Genomic DNA, 17,013 nt, shown 5'->3' on the forward strand with positions numbered 1-17,013 from the left:
TTGGTTACACACCGGTTTTTACTTGAATGAATAGTATTAATTAGAACTATAGTATAACGTTATCATATAAAATAAATGGAGTTAGTATTACCTGATTGGGGTTTGGTTATCTGGACAACGATCACATTTGTATTTTTGCTTATTTTATTAAGGGCTTTTGCCTGGAAACCGATCATGGCAGCCATTGGCGAGCGTGAACGTTCAATTGAAGATGCTTTATTAAAAGCAGAAGCTGCCAAAGAGGAAATGAGCCGTTTAACCAATGAAAACGAATCGTTGATTAAACAAGCCCGTGCCGAGCGTGATCTGATCTTGTCTGAAGCGCGCAAAGCGAAAGAGCAGATAGTATCTGACGCTAAAGAGCTTGCACATAAAGAAGGTGCACGTATGATTGAGCTTGCCCGCGTTGAAATTAACAACCAAAAAGCAATTGCTTTGGCCGATGTGAAAAACCAGGTAGCTACCTTATCTTTAGAAATTGCTGAGAAGATCCTTCGCAAGCAATTTGAAGATCAGCAGCAACAAGACGAATTGGTTAGCCAGTTATTGAAAGAAGTGAAGTTATAAAATTTCGGATTTGGGACGTGGGATTTCGGATTTATTCCCCTACTCGCTGACCAATTAAAAACCGAAATTCAAATTGAAAATTCCGAAATCGAAAATTCGAAATCCGAAATAAAAAAACATGTCAGAAATCACGGTAGCAACCAGGTACGCCAAATCGATCATTGATCTTGCACAGGAACAAGGAATTGTTGCAGAGGTCAAAGCCGATATGGACCTTTTCTTAAAAACCCTGAAGGGCAGCCCCGAACTGGTAGCAGTATTGGCTAATCCTATTATATCTCATTCAAAAAAGATCAAGATTCTTGACGAGATATTTTTAAATAAAGTTAGCAAAACTACTATCGCTTTCTTTAAGCTGATGGTTAACAAAGGCCGCGGCGAAGTATTATATTTTACCGCCGGCGAGTACATTAACCTGTACAATGTTAAAAACCATATCACCAAAGCTAAGGTAACATCAGCTACTGCGCTTTCTGAAGCTAATAAGAAAACATTGGTTGCCGAATTGCAACAATCAGTTGGCGGTACAGTAGTGCTGGAAACTAAAGTTGACCCGGCTTTGATAGGCGGTTTTGTGTTAACTATAGGTGACAGGCAGGTTGATACCAGTATTGCCGCAAGCCTGAGGAAAATGAAAAAAGAATTTGCTGTAAAGGCATAATAAGTAAGTATTAAAAGTAAAACTCTAAATAAATTTTAAACAATGGTAGAGGTAAGACCAGACGAAGTATCAGCAATTTTGCGTCAGCAGTTGGCCGGCTTCAAGTCAGAATCTGAATTAGAAGAAGTGGGTACTGTACTCCAGGTGGGTGACGGTATCGCACGCGTTTATGGATTAACTAAAGTACAGTCGGGCGAGTTGGTTGAATTTGGCACTGGATTGCAAGGCATCGTACTTAACCTTGAAGAAGATAACGTAGGTGTGGTATTGTTAGGCAAATCTGATGATATCAAGGAAGGTGATACCGTTAAACGTACCAACAGGATCGCGTCAATTAACGTAGGCGAAGGCATGCTTGGCCGTGTTGTTGATACCTTGGGTGCCCCTATTGATGGTAAAGGCCCAATCACCGGCGAAACTTACGAGATGCCGCTTGAGCGTAAAGCGCCTGGTGTAATCTATCGTCAGCCCGTAACCGAGCCATTACAAACTGGTATCAAAGCTATCGACGCGATGATCCCTATCGGCCGTGGCCAGCGTGAGTTGGTTATCGGTGACCGTCAAACCGGTAAAACTGCGGTTTGTATCGATACCATCATCAACCAAAAAGAATTTTATGATGCAGGTAAACCTGTAATCTGTATATATGTAGCCTGCGGACAAAAAGCATCAACTGTTGCTAACATCGTTCGTACGCTTGAAGAGAACGGCGCTATGCCATACTCTATCGTAGTTGCCGCTAACGCCTCAGACTCTGCTACCATGCAGTTCTTTGCTCCGTTTGCTGGTGCTGCTATCGGCGAGTACTTCCGTGATACAGGCCGTCCGGCTTTGATCATCTATGATGACTTGTCAAAACAAGCCGTTGCTTACCGTGAGGTTTCATTGTTGTTACGTCGTCCACCGGGCCGTGAGGCTTACCCAGGTGACGTATTTTACCTGCACAGCCGTTTATTAGAGCGTGCCGCTAAAATCAACTCAAATGATTCTATCGCACAGCAAATGAATGACCTTCCTGAGTCTATCAAAGGCATCGTTAAAGGTGGTGGTTCATTAACAGCTCTTCCAATCATTGAAACACAAGCTGGTGACGTATCTGCATACATCCCAACTAACGTAATTTCGATTACTGACGGTCAGATCTTCCTTGAGTCAAACTTGTTTAACGCCGGTGTTCGTCCGGCTATCAACGTAGGTATCTCTGTATCACGTGTAGGTGGTAACGCGCAGATCAAATCAATGAAAAAAGTTGCCGGTACTTTGAAACTTGACCAGGCCCAGTTCCGTGAGCTTGAGGCTTTCTCAAAATTCGGTTCCGACCTTGACGCTTCAACCAAAAACGTGTTAGATAAAGGTATCCGTAACGTAGAGATCCTGAAACAAGGTCAATACTCACCGGTAACTGTAGAGAAACAGGTTGCTATCATTTACTTAGGTACTAAAAACTTAATGCGTAACGTACCGGTAAATAAAGTGAGGGAATTCGAAACCGAATTTACCGATCAGTTGGAAGTTCGTCACCCTGAAGTTTTAGCAGCCCTTAAAGCAGGTAAATTTGACGACCAGCTTACCGGCGTACTGGAAACGGTAGCTAAAGAACTGTCAGCAAGGTATTAATTTTTAGATTTGAGATGTTAGATGTGAGATATGAGACTGGTCTCTTCCACATCTGACATCTTTATATAAATTAGATAAACAGATTGAAAGTGCAGGTGTGAGGCTATCTCAAATCTCATATCTCAAATCTCACATCTCAATAAAGAATGGCTAATTTAAAAGAAGTAAGAAACAGGATCAAATCTGTATCATCAACCCAGCAGATCACCAAGGCTATGAAAATGGTTTCGGCTGCTAAGTTGAAACGTGCTACCAACGCTATTATTCAGCTGCGCCCTTACGCAAGTAAGTTGAAGGACCTGTTGGCTAACTTATCTGCAAGTTTGGAGGATAATACTTCTCCATATTTACAGGAGCGCGAGCCGGTACGTGTATTGGTAGTTGTGGTATCATCAAACCGTGGTTTGGCCGGTGCTTTCAATACTAACGTTATTAAAACTGCCAATAACCTTATTGCCGAAAAATATCCTAAGCAACTTGCCGCCGGTAATGTATCTATCGTTGCTATCGGTAAAAAAGCACAGGAGTTTTATCAAAGGCGTAAGTACAACGTAATTGGTAACAACAACGATCTGTACTCGGACCTTAACTTCGAGAACGCTTCAAAAATTACCGAAGCTATCATGCAGGGCTTTGTTAACGGCGATTACGACCGTGTGGAGTTGGTGTATAACCACTTCCGTAATGCGGCTGTACAGTATCTGATCACTGAGCAGTTATTACCAGTACCAAAGGCAGAAAAGAAAGAGGAAGTAAAAGCAGCTAATGTTGATTATATCCTTGAGCCATCACAACAGGAAATTGTTGAGCAACTGATCCCTAAAAACATCAAGATTCAACTTTACCGCGCTGTATTGGATTCAAACGCATCTGAACATGGTGCCCGTATGACAGCGATGGATAAAGCAACCGAAAACGCAGGCGAGCTTTTGAAATCATTAAAACTTTCGTACAACCAGGCCCGTCAGGCAGCTATCACTACCGAGCTTACCGAGATCGTGAGCGGCGCGGCAGCCCTTTCAGGCGGTAACTAAGTTTAAGAGTATTTTTATATAGAAAAGGCTTTCCGGAAGGAGAGCCTTTTTTTTTGAACCTTGATTTTTGGGATTGGAGGATTGTCTTTATACCCCGTTACCCAGACGCTGATTAAAGTTACACTATCGCTAAACTCAACCAGTACTTGCAAAAAAGCAAATCCCCAAATCAGTTTAATCCAAAAAACCCTGGTTCAGACAAAATCAGCGAAATCACCATAATCATAACAAAAATCAACGGTCTGGGTTACCTCTTGACACTCTTCGGTATCAATGTATACCAAAGAAAATTAAACAGTTATGAAAACAAAGTTATTCCTGGCGGTACTGGCGGGCGTGTTGCTGCTGGGCGCTTGTAAGGGCTCAAATTATGAAGCCATCCGCGATGACAAAGCTTCTTCATCGAGCGCGGATACGGTGGCTAAGATGACCGACACATCAAAGGTGGATATCCCGACAACCAAACTGGTAAAAACTGCCGACATGCGTTTTAAAGTAAAAAGTGTTCAGCAAACAGGCGATGCCATAGCGGCGCTTACCGCCCGCGACGGTGGCATGGTAATGCACCATCAAATGCAGGCGAATGTGGAAAGTTCACAGGACATTCGTGTAAGCGATGATTCGATTAAGCGCGTGTCTGCCTTGAGTATGAGCGCCGACATGACGGTTAAGGTGCCATCCGAAAAGCTGGAGGGTTACATGACCGAGGTAGCTCATATGGGTATGTACGTAACCTTACGCAGAATGGATATTGAAGACCGTACACTCGATTATCTCTCCGAAAAATTAAAACTCAAAAACCGGCAGGACCTGGTAGATCAGCAAAAGAAAGGCAAAGTTGTAATTAAAAATCCGGTAAATGTGATGTTGTTGAAGGATGACATGGTTGATCAGCAAATTGGCAATATGCGTACTGACGACGCGGTTAAATATAGCGTATTATCCCTCAGCTTTTACCAAAGCAATATCATTAATCAGGAAATGATAGCCAATGACGATCCTTCTGCCTATCAGTTGCCATTTTTTAACAGGCTGATGATAGCTTTGAGCAATGGCTGGCACTTGTTTGTTGAATTGCTGTTAGGCCTGGCAAACATTTGGGTATTTATAGTGCTGTCGGCAGTTTTATGGGTGCTGTACCGCTATTATAGGCGTAAACACCCTGCATGGTTTGCCAGCGGCATAAAATCATAAAAACTTTGTCGCTTTTTCGGTAAACATTTCTATTTTTGCGCAAACATTAAAAATCGGTACCATGGAATCAATGGAAAATGCTAACGCAGAAGGTCACTACAAATTATTAACTGTAGCTATAATTATCGGTATAGTAGGTGTTTACCTGCGTTTTGCCGGCGATGCCAATTCAGGCTTCATGTACACTTCTATCTCGAATGTTATCATGATCATTGGTATCCTGATTGCTTTGAAATGCGTTTTCACAATCATGAAGTAAATTCCCAATAAGGAAAATGATATAAAAAAAGCGCCTTCATTTGAAGACGCTTTTTTTGTGCCTTTTATTTGGGGTGATATCCCGATTCGTTCAGGAGCTTTTGGGCATCCTTATCGGCCATCAGCTCAGGTAGCGTCACATCAGGGTGCTTATCCATATATTTCCTTACTATCTGCCAGCCCGTCCACACAGCAAGTTTCGGTGCCGATTCATTCTTTTCGCCAAGTCCGGGGGTGAAGGGAGCTTCTGTAAGATACTTCTGAATTTTTTGGTAATCGGTTTCGTATAGCAGGTTCTGTTCTAAAAAGTATCCCCAGATTTTGCTTTCAAACTCATTGCACCATTTTAATTGTTCGGTGGTGTAACGAATTTTGGTGCTATCGGCCATATCAGGCAATACCTTGTCCATAAAATACATGATCTTGCCGTTGTAGATCATTTTATTGAGGAGCGCTTTGTCATTGTCATCTTCCGGGAACATATCCTCACGCGCCATGCCTTCAACTACCCGCGGGGTAATATTATCAGGCGTAAACCACCTGGAAAGGTAATGCGGAAAAGCATTGGTCAGCGAAGGATAAAAACGTGAATCCGCACCTAAAAACAAATCTATCCCGATGCCGAAATAGCCATCGCCAATGGTAGTTTGTGCCTGGAAACCGGAAATATAAGCATATACCCGCGGGAGCGGTTTTTGAGGGTAATAATATTTAATGTATTTAAAGGCTTCGGTAAGGCTGGCATTTTGCTTGTCCATATCAGGGAACGCGGCGTCGGCATCATGTTTCAGGTCGTTATAGGCTTTGCCCGCAAACACCTGATGCAGGGCTTTAAAATAGGTGGTATCCTTAGTACTCCCAACCTGTAAAATGCGTTCAATAAAATCTGGGTAAAAGCTGCCATACTGTTTTTGCAGGTATGCAGCCTGCTGCGGCATGGGCTTGTTGCGCATAGCATCAAAATCATGGTCAAACCGTTCAATTTTAACATTAACGTTGATATTGCTTACATCAATTTTTTTGTTGCGGGTACAGCTGCTTAATATCAGGCCGATGGAAAAAATTAAGTAAATTTGCTTTGCTATATACCGGGTAGGGTTCATCTTTATCCTTTAAGGCAAAAGTAAATTTATTTGCATTAATGTTGCTACTATTGTTAAGTCAATAGTCGGTAGCCCTAAGTTGAAAGTCGCATTTTTTGACTTTGGACTAAAGACTTGCGGCTTAAGACTAAATATACATATACTATGAAAATTGCGTTAGCACAGCTCAACTATCACGTAGGTAATTTTGAATCGAACACCAATAAGATCATCGATCATATCATAAAAGCAAAAAATCACGGCGCCGACCTGGTGGTATTTGCCGAACTATGTGTTTGCGGCTATCCCTCACGAGATTTTTTAGAGTTTGATGAATTTATAGGCCTGTGCGATGAAGCCGCTAAAAAGATAGCTGAAGTATGTGTTGATATAGCTTGCATCATAGGCTTGCCAACTCCAAACCACAAAACTGAGGGTAAAGACCTGAGTAATTCTGCTTATTTTATTGAGAATGGTCAGGTGAAAGCCGTAGTAAATAAAGCGCTATTGCCTAATTACGATGTATTTGATGAGTACCGTTATTTTGAGCCCTCTACCGAATTTAACTGTATTGATTTTAAAGGCAAACGCATAGCGCTTACTATTTGCGAGGACTTATGGAATACTATCGAGAACCCGCTTTATATTACCCGCCCAATGGATATGCTCATTCATCAGGCCCCGCATGTAATGATCAATATAGCGGCGTCACCTTTTGCTTATAACCATGATGAGGAGCGTATTGAGATATTGAGTGATAATGCCAGCCGGTATAAGTTGCCTTTGTTGTACGTTAATCATGTTGGTGCCCAAACAGAACTGATATTTGACGGAGGTTCGTTGGTGTTTGATAATACAGGTAAGCTGATTGATGAGATGCCTTATTTTGAGGAAAACATGGCTTATTATACATTAAATGAAGATAACACGCTCAGCTTTGATCATCCAACAACGATTAAAACCGAGCGTCCGGGCGATATTGAGCAGATCTATCAGGCCGTTATACTTGGCATCCGTGATTATTTTTATAAATCGGGCTTTAAACAAGCAATTTTAGGTTTGTCTGGTGGTATTGATTCGGCAGTGGTATGTGCATTGGCTGCTGAAGCCCTTGGTCCGCAGAATGTGATGGCTGTGTTGCTGCCTTCACGCTTTTCAACGGACCATTCATTGAAAGATGCTCAGGATTTGGTTGATAACCTTGGTTGCAAGCACGAAATAGTGCCCATTAAAAACATTACAGAAGCGTTTGAAACAGCGTTAAATCCGCAGTTTGATGGCTTGCCTTTTAATATCGCGGAGGAAAATATCCAATCGCGCAGCAGGGCTGTTTTATTAATGGCGATGTGCAATAAGTTCGGGTATATTTTGCTGAACACCAGTAACAAGAGCGAGGCCGCTGTAGGCTATGGCACTTTATATGGCGATATGTGCGGCGGTATCTCTGTTATTGGCGATGTTTACAAAACCCAGGTGTTTGAGCTTGCCCGATACATTAATCGCGATAAGGAGATCATACCGATCAATTCCATCGTTAAACCGCCATCGGCCGAGTTAAGGCCAGATCAAAAAGATACCGATTCGCTGCCCGAATACGATGTGCTTGACAAGATTCTGGCCGAGTATATCGAAAATCGCTGCTCATCGGCCGAGATCATCAGGATGGGATATGACGAGGCAACCGTTCGCCGGGTTATCAAACTTACTAATTCGGCCGAGCATAAGCGTTATCAAACACCACCTATTTTAAGGGTATCACCCAAAGCGTTTGGTATGGGTCGCAGGATGCCAATTGTGGGCAAATACCTGTCGTAACAGCTAAAATTTCACTCTTTAATTGTCAAGTTTACGAATATTGTAAAGCGTTGGTTGTTTTGTTTTAGTTGAGGTTGATTTTTCTTAAAATTGCCTATCTTTCAAACCAATGATCAAACTTTACACAATTATTTCTTTTTGCTTTTTGCTGTTGTTTGCAGTAAGCGACGCTATGGCCCAACAGCCTTTGATCAGCGAAAAGAACAGGCTTCAGCTTAACGATATTTCACAGCAATCGCTCACAAACTATAAAGCATCTCACGACAAGGCAGTGTCATTAGCGGCCACGCATGGATGGACATTATCCCGCCGTACAAAAAACGGCAACCTGGTTACTTTACAGGGAGTTAATAAATTAGGGTTCCCTATATATCTTATTACGCATAACAATACAACCGCGGCAGCCACCACAGGTACTAATACTCTGCAGCCAGGCGGTTCGTTGGGCTTAAATTTATCCGGCTCATCAGACTTTTTAACCAATAAACTGGCCATATGGGATGGCGGCGCGGTTTACAAAGCCCACCAGGAATTTGCAGGCAAAACCATCACACTAAAAACAACCGAACCAGTAAATGACCATTCATCACACGTGGCAGGTACCATGATTGCCAAAGGTATTTATGCACCGGCTAAGGGCATGTCGTTTGGAGCAACTACGCTTCAGTCATACGATTTTAATAATGATGAAACCACCATGAGTGCCGCTGCTGCCAATCTTCTACTTTCCAATCACTCATACGGGGTAGTAACGGGTTGGGATTATAATGATTCGGCCGGCCGCTGGGAATGGAATGGTTTACCAGGCGACACGGTAGATTATAACTTTGGCTTCTACGACTCAAAAACAGCCAACTGGGATAAGATAGCTTATACTGCCCCATATTACCTCATTGTTGAATCGGCAGGTAACGAGCGAACAAGTAACGGCCCCGCGGTAGGCGAAACCTACTATGGTTACAAAAGTAAAACCGATCAAACTTTTGTGAACAAAGGCGCCCGCCCTGCCGGGATCAGCAATAATGATAGTTATGATATTATCAGCACCAGCGGCAATGCCAAAAACATACTTACTGTAGGTGCAGTTTACCCGCTGTTGTATGGGCCAAAAAACCGGAGCGATGTAGCCATCGCACCTTTTAGCAGCTGGGGGCCAACGGATGATGGCCGTATCAAACCCGATATTGTAGGCGATGGTGTTAACTTACTTTCGGTGGGGGTTGATAACACTACCTCATATACCACTTTATCAGGCACCTCAATGGCTGCCCCTAATGTTACGGGCTCGCTTTATTTGCTGCAGGAATACTATGCTAAACAAAATGGAGGAACATTTATGCGGTCGGCCACATTGAAAGGGCTGGTTTGCCATACGGCCTTTGATGCCGGTAATGTAGGGCCTGATTATATTTATGGCTGGGGATTGCTTAACATGACCGAGGCCGCACAAGCTATAACTAATAATGGCAGTAAAAGCATAGTAAGTGAAAAAACACTTGCGCAAGGACAAACACAAACTTATAACGTAATAGCATCCGGTAACCGCCTACTGGCTGCAACCATATCTTGGACCGATCCGCAAGGTACGCCAACTACTGAGGGTGTGATCAACAGCCGAACTCCTAAATTGGTGAATGACCTTGATATCAGGGTGAGCGACGGCACAACAACTTTTACCCCCTGGGTGCTTGACCCTAATAAGCCCGGATTTGCTGCGACAAACGGTGATAACATCAGAGATAACATTGAACAGGTTTATATCCCTAATTCGGTTCCCGGCAGGGCTTATACTATTACAGTATCACATAAAGGAAGCTTATCATCCGGGTCGCAGGCATACTCGCTTATCGTTACCGGGGTTGGGGGGACTGCTTACTGTGCTTCGGCTCCGCTCTCAAATGCCGATTCAAAGATTGATAATTTAAAACTCGCTAATATTGATAATACCGCGACTGCAGGTTGCACAGGCTACTCGGACTATACCAACCTTACCGTACAGCTTGAGCAGGCTAAAACGTACCCTTTGAGCATCACCCTCGGCACTTGCGGTAACAATTTTAATAAAGCTGCAAAAGTGTTTATAGACTGGAATGCTAACGGCGTGTTTGAAGATAATGAACTTGCAGCAACAACCGGTATCATTAATGGAACAGGTACTTATAATACCAACATTGCCGTGCCGGGAACAGTAACTGCCGGGGCTTATAGTTTGATGCGGGTTGTGCTTACAGAGATCGGCGATGCATCAACCATTAAAGCATGCGGTAGTTATGCCAAAGGCGAAACCCAGGACTACCGGGTGCAATTTCTGCAAACCAGTATCGATGCAGGCATTATTTCCATTGTTAGCCCTGGCAGCAGCGGTTCGTGCTCGGCGAGCACGCCTGTTACGGTGAGGCTTAAAAATTTTGGCAACGCAGCTATAAACAATATCCCGGTAACAGTTACCATTACCAATGCCAATAATGTTACAACTACTTACAGCGAGATCTATAAGGCATCATTGCCCGCATTGGCCGAGGATAACTTTACCTTTAGCCAGGAGTTTAATGCGGTTGCAGGGGCATCCTACACTATTACCGCTACCAGTAAACTTACCGGCGATCCGGTTAGCAGCAATAACTCGGTTACGGCCAATATCGTCATTAATTCGCCGGCAACTATTGGCGATCTGAGTGCTTATTATTGCTCCACTACCAATCAATACGAGTTATTTGGCACTGGTGATGGTACTGTACTATGGTATCAGAATGCAACTGATGAATTGCCGATAGCGGCAGGCAGCGAAGCGTTAATAACCCAGGCGCCGGTTAATAACACTTACTATGCAGGCGTTAATGATTTTAGCGGGACAATTGGTCCTGCTACTAAAAGTGTATTTACGGCTGGGGGGTATAACCAATTTACCCCTTATGTAACTGTAAGCACTAAGGTGCCGGTATTAATTAAAAGCGCGCGTCTTTACATTGGCAATTCGGGTAAAATAACATTTAATGTATCCAACGCTAACGGGCAAATTGTATCGTCGGTTACTATAAATGCTGTTGCAACCCGTACCACCCCTCTGGCAGGCGCACAGCCCGATGATCCTAACGATCAGGGACAGGTGTATGATTTAAACCTATCGTTACCAGGCGCCGGCAATTACCAGATTTCGGTTGATTTTGCTGATCAGGCTACAATATATCGTAGCAACGGAGGGGTAACAGGTTATCCGTTTAAGATTGGTAATATATTTAGCATTACCGGTAACAGCGCCACTGCAACCAATGGCGATACAACTGCCTACAAAGGTTACTACTATTATTTTTACGATATGAAGGTGCAAAGCCTGGGCTGTGCATCGGCCGCGCGTAAAGCGGTAACGTTGAGCAAGCCGCTTATCACCCAAACCAATAACACCCTTAACTCAAACTTTACCGATGGTAACCAGTGGTTGTTAAATGGCAATGTAATAAGCGGAGCTACCGCCGCAACTTATAACCCTGTACAAAGTGGAAAATACCAGGTGCAGGTTACACTGGCCAATGGCTGTGTAGCGCAATCAGATAATTATGTTTACGCACGCGAAGGCAGGACCGGAAATAAAAATGAAATTGGGTTGAGCGTGTTCCCGGTACCGGTAAGTACCGACTTAAACGTAGTATTTGCGGCCAAAGAAGCCACCACCATGAAATTATCCCTCATTAACGCTTTAGGTGAAGCCGTTTACCAGGGCGGGCAGCAAAATATTGATCAGGGTAATTACAGCACTATTTTGAATGTAAGCAGGCAAACGCCGGGAGTATATGTGCTGAGGGTATTGCTTGGACAGAAGGTCTATTCGCAAAAAGTTATCATCACCCGTTAGGCAGGTGATGATAGCTCTTTTTATTTTTTAGAAGGTATATTTTATTCCCAGTCCGGGTGCGATATCAAAAAATGGCCCTCTTGCCAGTTCAAGTCGCGGATTAAGGTCAAGGCTGATCGCAATTGGCGCCGAAGGGATAACATATTCCAAACCGATAACAGCATCGGCACCTATCAGGATGTGTTTGCCGTTGTAGTATTCGTCGTCGCCGCCAAAACGTTTGTAATAACCATTGCCTACCGAACCAAGGTGACCACCAAAGCCATAAAAAAAGCTCAGTTTATCAACATTAAAAGCTTGCTGGTTTAATTCATACAGGCCGGTTAATACCACGCCATGATCGCGGATGCCCAGGATGCCTTCAAGCGCGGTGCCTTTATCCATAAAATATTTAACAGAGGGGCCAACTTCGTATGCGCCAAATTTTAAACCTACTGCTGTTTTATAGTCTTGGGCCTGTGAGTTTTTGCTGATCAATAAAAAGGATACGGAGAGTAATAAAAGGTACGTTAGTTTTTTCATGCAGATGAATTTAATGATTGACAATAATGTAGCTGTAACAAAAAAGTGACCAGCTTGTTTAGTTCAATTTTAAGCTTTTTTATTTCATGCAAATAAACGCCGGAACTGCGTTTTTATGCTATCTGAGTTAAAAAAACATTGTGCTTTGATTGGTATTGGATTGGTTTTCAACAGAAAAGAATGGTTTTGGATTGTTAAATTAAGCATCCAAATAAGTTATTTTAGTGAAAATTAATTGCTGTAATGACTATAAACCGTCTTGAAATAAATAATCCGAAATGCCATGTCCTGTTTTTATCCGTAATATTTTTTGTTTTGTCGGGATGTGCACCGGGGCAGCTCGGGCTCAATAACAGCGGTCAGTACCGCAATGGAATGGTAGTTTGCGCATATCCCGATGCCGCACAAGTGGGGCTTGATATATTGAAAAAAGGAGGTAATGCAGTTGATGCCGCCGTAGCGGTGCAATTTGCTTTGGCAGTCACTTTGCCCGAAGCCGGGAATATCGGCGGCGGCGGTTTCATGGTTTACCGTGCCGGTAACGGTAAAACAAGCACCCTCGATTTTAGGGAAAAAGGCCCGGGTGCAGCTAATGTTAATATATATCTTGATTCGGCCGGTAATGTAATCCCCAATATGAGTTTGTACACCCACAAAGCATCGGGCGTGCCGGGATCAGTTGATGGAATGATTGAGGCTCATCGTAAATACGGCAAACTGAAATGGGCCGATTTGATTGAACCCGCCATTAAACTTGCCCGCAACGGTTTTAAAATAACCAAACATTTGGCCAGCGACCTTAACCGTACCGCCGAACAATTTAAAAAACTAAATCCAGGTAAAAATTATTTGGTAAAGGAAGGGGAATGGAAGGAAGGTGATTTATTGATACAGGAAGATCTGGCCAAAACATTTGAACAGATCCGGGATAAAGGCCGTGACGGTTTTTATGACGGGCCTGTTGCGGATTTGATTGTTGATGAAATGAAATTGGGTAATGGCCTAATCACGAAAGATGATCTCAAAAACTATCATGCTGTTTGGCGTGATGCACTTGTTGGTAAATACAAGGATTACAAGATTATTACCATGCCGCCGCCTTCAAGTGGGGGGATTGCTTTATTGCAATTGCTGAAGTCGGTTGAGCCTTACCCGCTGAAAAGATGGGGCTACAATCAGGATTCTACCATCAGGCTTATCGTGGAGGCCGAGCGCCGGGTATACGCGGATCGTTCTAAATACCTGGGCGACCCGGATTTTTATAAAGTGCCGGTTGATAGCCTGCTCCAGCCGGCTTATATTACATCGCGCATGAAAAGCTTTAACTGGGACGCTGCTACGCCAAGTGCCAGTATCCAACCAGGCTCATTTGTTGGTTATGAAAGCGACCAGACCACGCATTATTCCATTGTGGACAGGGAAGGCAACGCGGTATCCGTTACTACTACGTTGAATGATAGCTTTGGCTCAAAGATCTTTGTAAGCGGTGCGGGCTTTTTGCTGAATAATGAAATGGACGATTTTAGCTCCAAGCCTGGTGTGCCAAACATGTATGGGCTGGTTGGTGGCAAGGCTAACAGCATCCAGCCTGGCAAGCGGATGTTATCATCCATGACACCCACCATTATTGAAAAGGACGGTAAACTGTTTATGATAGTAGGAACCCCCGGCGGTTCAACTATTATTACTTCTGTTTTCCAAACCATACTCAATGTAATTGAATTTAATCAGAACATGCAGCAGGCTGTTGCATCAAAACGTTTCCACAGCCAGTGGCTGCCCGACGAAGTAACTATTGAAAAGGACGGTGTTGACAGTACTACAGTTGGTAAGCTACAAAGCAAAGGATATAAGATTGTAACCACCCAATCCATTGGCCGTGTTGATGCTATCCTCAAAACTAAATGGGGCTATTACGAAGGCGGGGCCGACCCGAGAGGGGATGATACTAAGATGGGTTTTTAGTAGCAATAGCAGTTTTTAGTGGCTGGTATAATAGGCAGTAGCAGCAATTTTTAGTTGAAGGATAAATATCCAAAAGCATAATCGAAGCCTATAGTAAGAAGTCTCAACTATTACCGTCACCGCAACTATTAGTGACGCTGCAACTATCGCTGCTACTGCAACTAAATTTGCGTAATCAATAAGCATTTCTTACGTTTGGTATGCATGCATAATAATGTAAAACACCAGGAAACTATTGACTATTTTATAAAGATAGTATGGCAAACCATGGCTAACCGTTACAACCAGTTGGTGACGGAGTTTGGCTTTACACAATCAATAGGTTACCTGCTCATTAATATCGACGAAAAGGAAGGTACTACCGTATCGCAGGCTGCTGCCTTGCTGGGGCTTAAATCAACCAGCTTGTCGCGCATGCTTAGTCAACTGGAAACCACCGGGCTGATATATCGAGAAAGCAACGAAGGCGATAAGCGTTCGGTTAAAATTTACCTTACTGTGTTAGGTAAAGAAAAACGACACCAGGCCCGTGTAATAGTGCGCCAGTTCAATAATTACCTTGATGCTAACATCAGCGAAGCCGATAAACAACACCTCATCGAAACGCTTAAAAAGCTGAACAAGCTTACGGTTAACTATAAACCCTGATTAGTCATTTTGCTTCGCGTCATTGCGCTGCGCTGTCATTTACTCCGTGTCATTGCACTGTGTAGTCATTAAGTCATTTGCCGTATGTTATGGGGGAACAACAATGACTTAATCACATTAAATAAATGACTGTGCAGCAAAATGACATTAATACACTTTTACTTAAAATTGAACGTTTTACCTTCGAAATATCCTTTATGGGGTATTTTAAACGGTGCCTGCTTTTTATTAATTGTTAAAAAGTGTTAAGCTGCCGTTTTTCTCTTTTAAAAGAATAAATTTGCCTTTTGAATTGATGAACAGGATACTGATAGTTTTATTGCTTTTAGGCGTTATTGCAGGTGGTTGCGTAAAATCATCCGTCAGTCCCTTAGTTCAATACAACAAGCAAAAGGAAATTGACGATAAGATCATAAGCGACTACCTGGCTGCCAATACATCGTTAAATGCGAAGCGGGTGGATACAACAGGTGTTTATTACATAGTAAACGATGGAGAAGGGGGAACAGGTAATGTGCTTTATACCAGTTCGACACAAGTTACAGTTGGTTATACCGGCAAAATACTAACATCGGGCGTTGTATTTGCCCAAACGGATAAGTTTCATCCCACCTATGTATTGGGGAGTGTAATAAAAGGCTGGCAATTAGGCATCCCGCAGATCAAACCGGGAGGTAAGGTTCGGTTGTTGATCCCATCGCGTTATGCCTATGGGCCATATGCACAGGATTCGATACATTTGCCGGCTAATTCAGTGCTTGATTTTCAAATTCAGCTGTATAATGTAACCAATTAATAAAGCCAGATAAAAGGACAATATAGGCCGGCGAGCAAAAGCTTTAGGCGGTTAAAAAAGACAAATTATAATAAATGAAACAAACTATTTTTACGCTCTTAGTACTTATCTCTATAGGCCTTATATCATGCCGGAAAGACAGGAACGATCCGGACATTAAGCAATATGACGAAACCCAGATCAAGAATTATATAGCGGCAAACAGCATCACAGGCATGTTACGTGATACCACCGACGGTGATACAACCGGTATTTACTACAAGATCCTTTCACAAGGCCGCGGTACACCGATGGATTACTCAGATCAGATCTCATTTGTATTTACCGTCCGCACGCTCGATGGTAAGTTTGTATCTGTTGACTCGCTTAATACAAACCATTTTTACGGTTACCTGGGACATGTTAGCAACTCACTGCCCAAAGGTTTACAGACAGCTATCCACAACCTCATAAAATATAAAGGTACGGCGGCAAGGGTGATCATCCCATCGCATTTGGCTTATGGCGTTAACGGTTACGGATCGGGCAGCTCAAGTAATGCAAATACTCATATCGGCGGTAACCAAAGTTTGGATTATTATATTAATGTGGTTTCAAACCAGGAGCTGTATGATGACGCTGTTATTAAAAATTATATCAAAACTAAAGGGCTTACCGGGTTTACCAAAACGGCTGACGGAGTATATATAAAAGTAGCTACACCTGGTACCGGTTCTGATTTAATAGACCTCGATTCATACATAACTTGCACCTATTCGGGCAAATATTTAAATGATACAGTGTTTGACAGTACCTCCCTGCAAGGGACAACCTCTTCATCTTTTACAGTTAGCGGTTTGGTTAAAGGTGCCCAGGAGGGTTTAACCGGGCAAAAAGCTGGGTCTGCAGTATCTATTATAATACCTTCGAGATTTGGTTACGGCAACACTGGCAGTGGTTCATCAATAGCTGCAAATGTGGTGTTGTATTTTGACTTTACAGTAGCCACGGTTACTAATTGATGT

At 43.0% G+C, this 17,013-nt stretch carries 14 protein-coding genes; 12 read left to right on the top strand and 2 right to left on the bottom strand.

The genetic code is table 11. From position 1 onward, the window contains the following. Nucleotides 1-75 precede the first annotated feature (75 nt). The 6 genes from atpF to ABIC84_RS09055 all read left to right on the top strand — a co-directional run bounded on the left by atpF (nt 76) and on the right by ABIC84_RS09055 (nt 5,332). Complete coding sequence (gene atpF / locus ABIC84_RS09030; protein ID WP_426584293.1) at nt 76-567, top strand: F0F1 ATP synthase subunit B; 492 nt, start codon at nt 76-78, stop codon at nt 565-567. Between the two features lie 118 nt (nt 568-685). Further along, nucleotides 686-1,228 carry an ATP synthase F1 subunit delta gene (atpH, locus tag ABIC84_RS09035; RefSeq protein WP_090530328.1) on the top strand — a complete coding sequence of 181 codons (543 nt, stop codon included), beginning with the start codon at nt 686-688 and terminating at the stop codon, nt 1,226-1,228. A gap of 42 nt (nt 1,229-1,270) precedes the next feature. Further along, nucleotides 1,271-2,845 carry a F0F1 ATP synthase subunit alpha gene (gene atpA, locus ABIC84_RS09040; RefSeq protein ID WP_090530323.1) on the top strand — a complete coding sequence of 525 codons (1,575 nt, stop codon included), beginning with the start codon at nt 1,271-1,273 and terminating at the stop codon, nt 2,843-2,845. Between the two features lie 146 nt (nt 2,846-2,991). Next, nucleotides 2,992-3,879: an ATP synthase F1 subunit gamma gene (gene atpG, locus ABIC84_RS09045; RefSeq protein ID WP_090530320.1), complete on the top strand. Its 888-nt coding sequence runs from the start codon at nt 2,992-2,994 to the stop codon at nt 3,877-3,879. A gap of 300 nt (nt 3,880-4,179) precedes the next feature. Continuing rightward, complete coding sequence (locus ABIC84_RS09050) at nt 4,180-5,073, top strand: DUF4349 domain-containing protein (protein ID WP_429263397.1); 894 nt, start codon at nt 4,180-4,182, stop codon at nt 5,071-5,073. Nucleotides 5,074-5,134: 61 nt separating this feature from the next. Then, a complete protein-coding gene (locus ABIC84_RS09055) occupies nt 5,135-5,332 on the top strand; it encodes a hypothetical protein (protein WP_426584302.1) in 198 nt (65 codons plus the stop codon). 64 nt (nt 5,333-5,396) lie between these two features. Here the strand turns inward: ABIC84_RS09055 and gldB are convergent, their stop codons facing one another. After that, a complete protein-coding gene (gene gldB / locus ABIC84_RS09060; protein WP_429263398.1) occupies nt 5,397-6,434 on the bottom strand; it encodes a gliding motility lipoprotein GldB in 1,038 nt (345 codons plus the stop codon). A 144-nt stretch (nt 6,435-6,578) separates the two neighbouring features. Between gldB and ABIC84_RS09065 the strand changes: the two genes are divergently transcribed. Both ABIC84_RS09065 and ABIC84_RS09070 read left to right on the top strand, forming a co-directional pair. Beyond that, on the top strand, nt 6,579-8,228 hold the full coding sequence (locus tag ABIC84_RS09065) for an NAD+ synthase (protein WP_429263399.1): 1,650 nt from the start codon (nt 6,579-6,581) through the stop codon (nt 8,226-8,228). Between the two features lie 109 nt (nt 8,229-8,337). Then, entirely contained in the window at nt 8,338-12,078 is a 3,741-nt protein-coding gene (locus ABIC84_RS09070) for a S8 family serine peptidase (RefSeq protein ID WP_429263400.1), read from the top strand. 27 nt (nt 12,079-12,105) lie between these two features. On the opposite strand, the gene ABIC84_RS09075 is transcribed toward ABIC84_RS09070, so the two are convergent. After that, nucleotides 12,106-12,600: a hypothetical protein gene (locus ABIC84_RS09075; protein WP_429263401.1), complete on the bottom strand. Its 495-nt coding sequence runs from the start codon at nt 12,598-12,600 to the stop codon at nt 12,106-12,108. Between the two features lie 243 nt (nt 12,601-12,843). On the opposite strand from ABIC84_RS09075, the gene ggt reads away from it, so the two are divergent. The 4 genes from ggt (at nt 12,844) to ABIC84_RS09095 (ending at nt 17,010) form a co-directional block, all read left to right on the top strand. After that, nucleotides 12,844-14,565, top strand: a complete 1,722-nt coding sequence (ggt, locus tag ABIC84_RS09080) for a gamma-glutamyltransferase (RefSeq protein WP_429263402.1) — start codon at nt 12,844-12,846, stop codon at nt 14,563-14,565. Nucleotides 14,566-14,769: 204 nt separating this feature from the next. Next, on the top strand, nt 14,770-15,213 hold the full coding sequence (locus ABIC84_RS09085) for a MarR family winged helix-turn-helix transcriptional regulator (RefSeq protein WP_429263403.1): 444 nt from the start codon (nt 14,770-14,772) through the stop codon (nt 15,211-15,213). A gap of 295 nt (nt 15,214-15,508) precedes the next feature. Beyond that, complete coding sequence (locus ABIC84_RS09090) at nt 15,509-16,009, top strand: FKBP-type peptidyl-prolyl cis-trans isomerase (protein ID WP_176625283.1); 501 nt, start codon at nt 15,509-15,511, stop codon at nt 16,007-16,009. A 74-nt stretch (nt 16,010-16,083) separates the two neighbouring features. Continuing rightward, nucleotides 16,084-17,010 carry an FKBP-type peptidyl-prolyl cis-trans isomerase gene (locus tag ABIC84_RS09095; RefSeq protein ID WP_429263404.1) on the top strand — a complete coding sequence of 309 codons (927 nt, stop codon included), beginning with the start codon at nt 16,084-16,086 and terminating at the stop codon, nt 17,008-17,010. Nucleotides 17,011-17,013: the final 3 nt, after the last annotated feature.

Source organism: Mucilaginibacter sp. 3215 (genome assembly GCF_050433785.1).
Taxonomy (GTDB): Bacteria; Bacteroidota; Bacteroidia; order Sphingobacteriales; family Sphingobacteriaceae; genus Mucilaginibacter.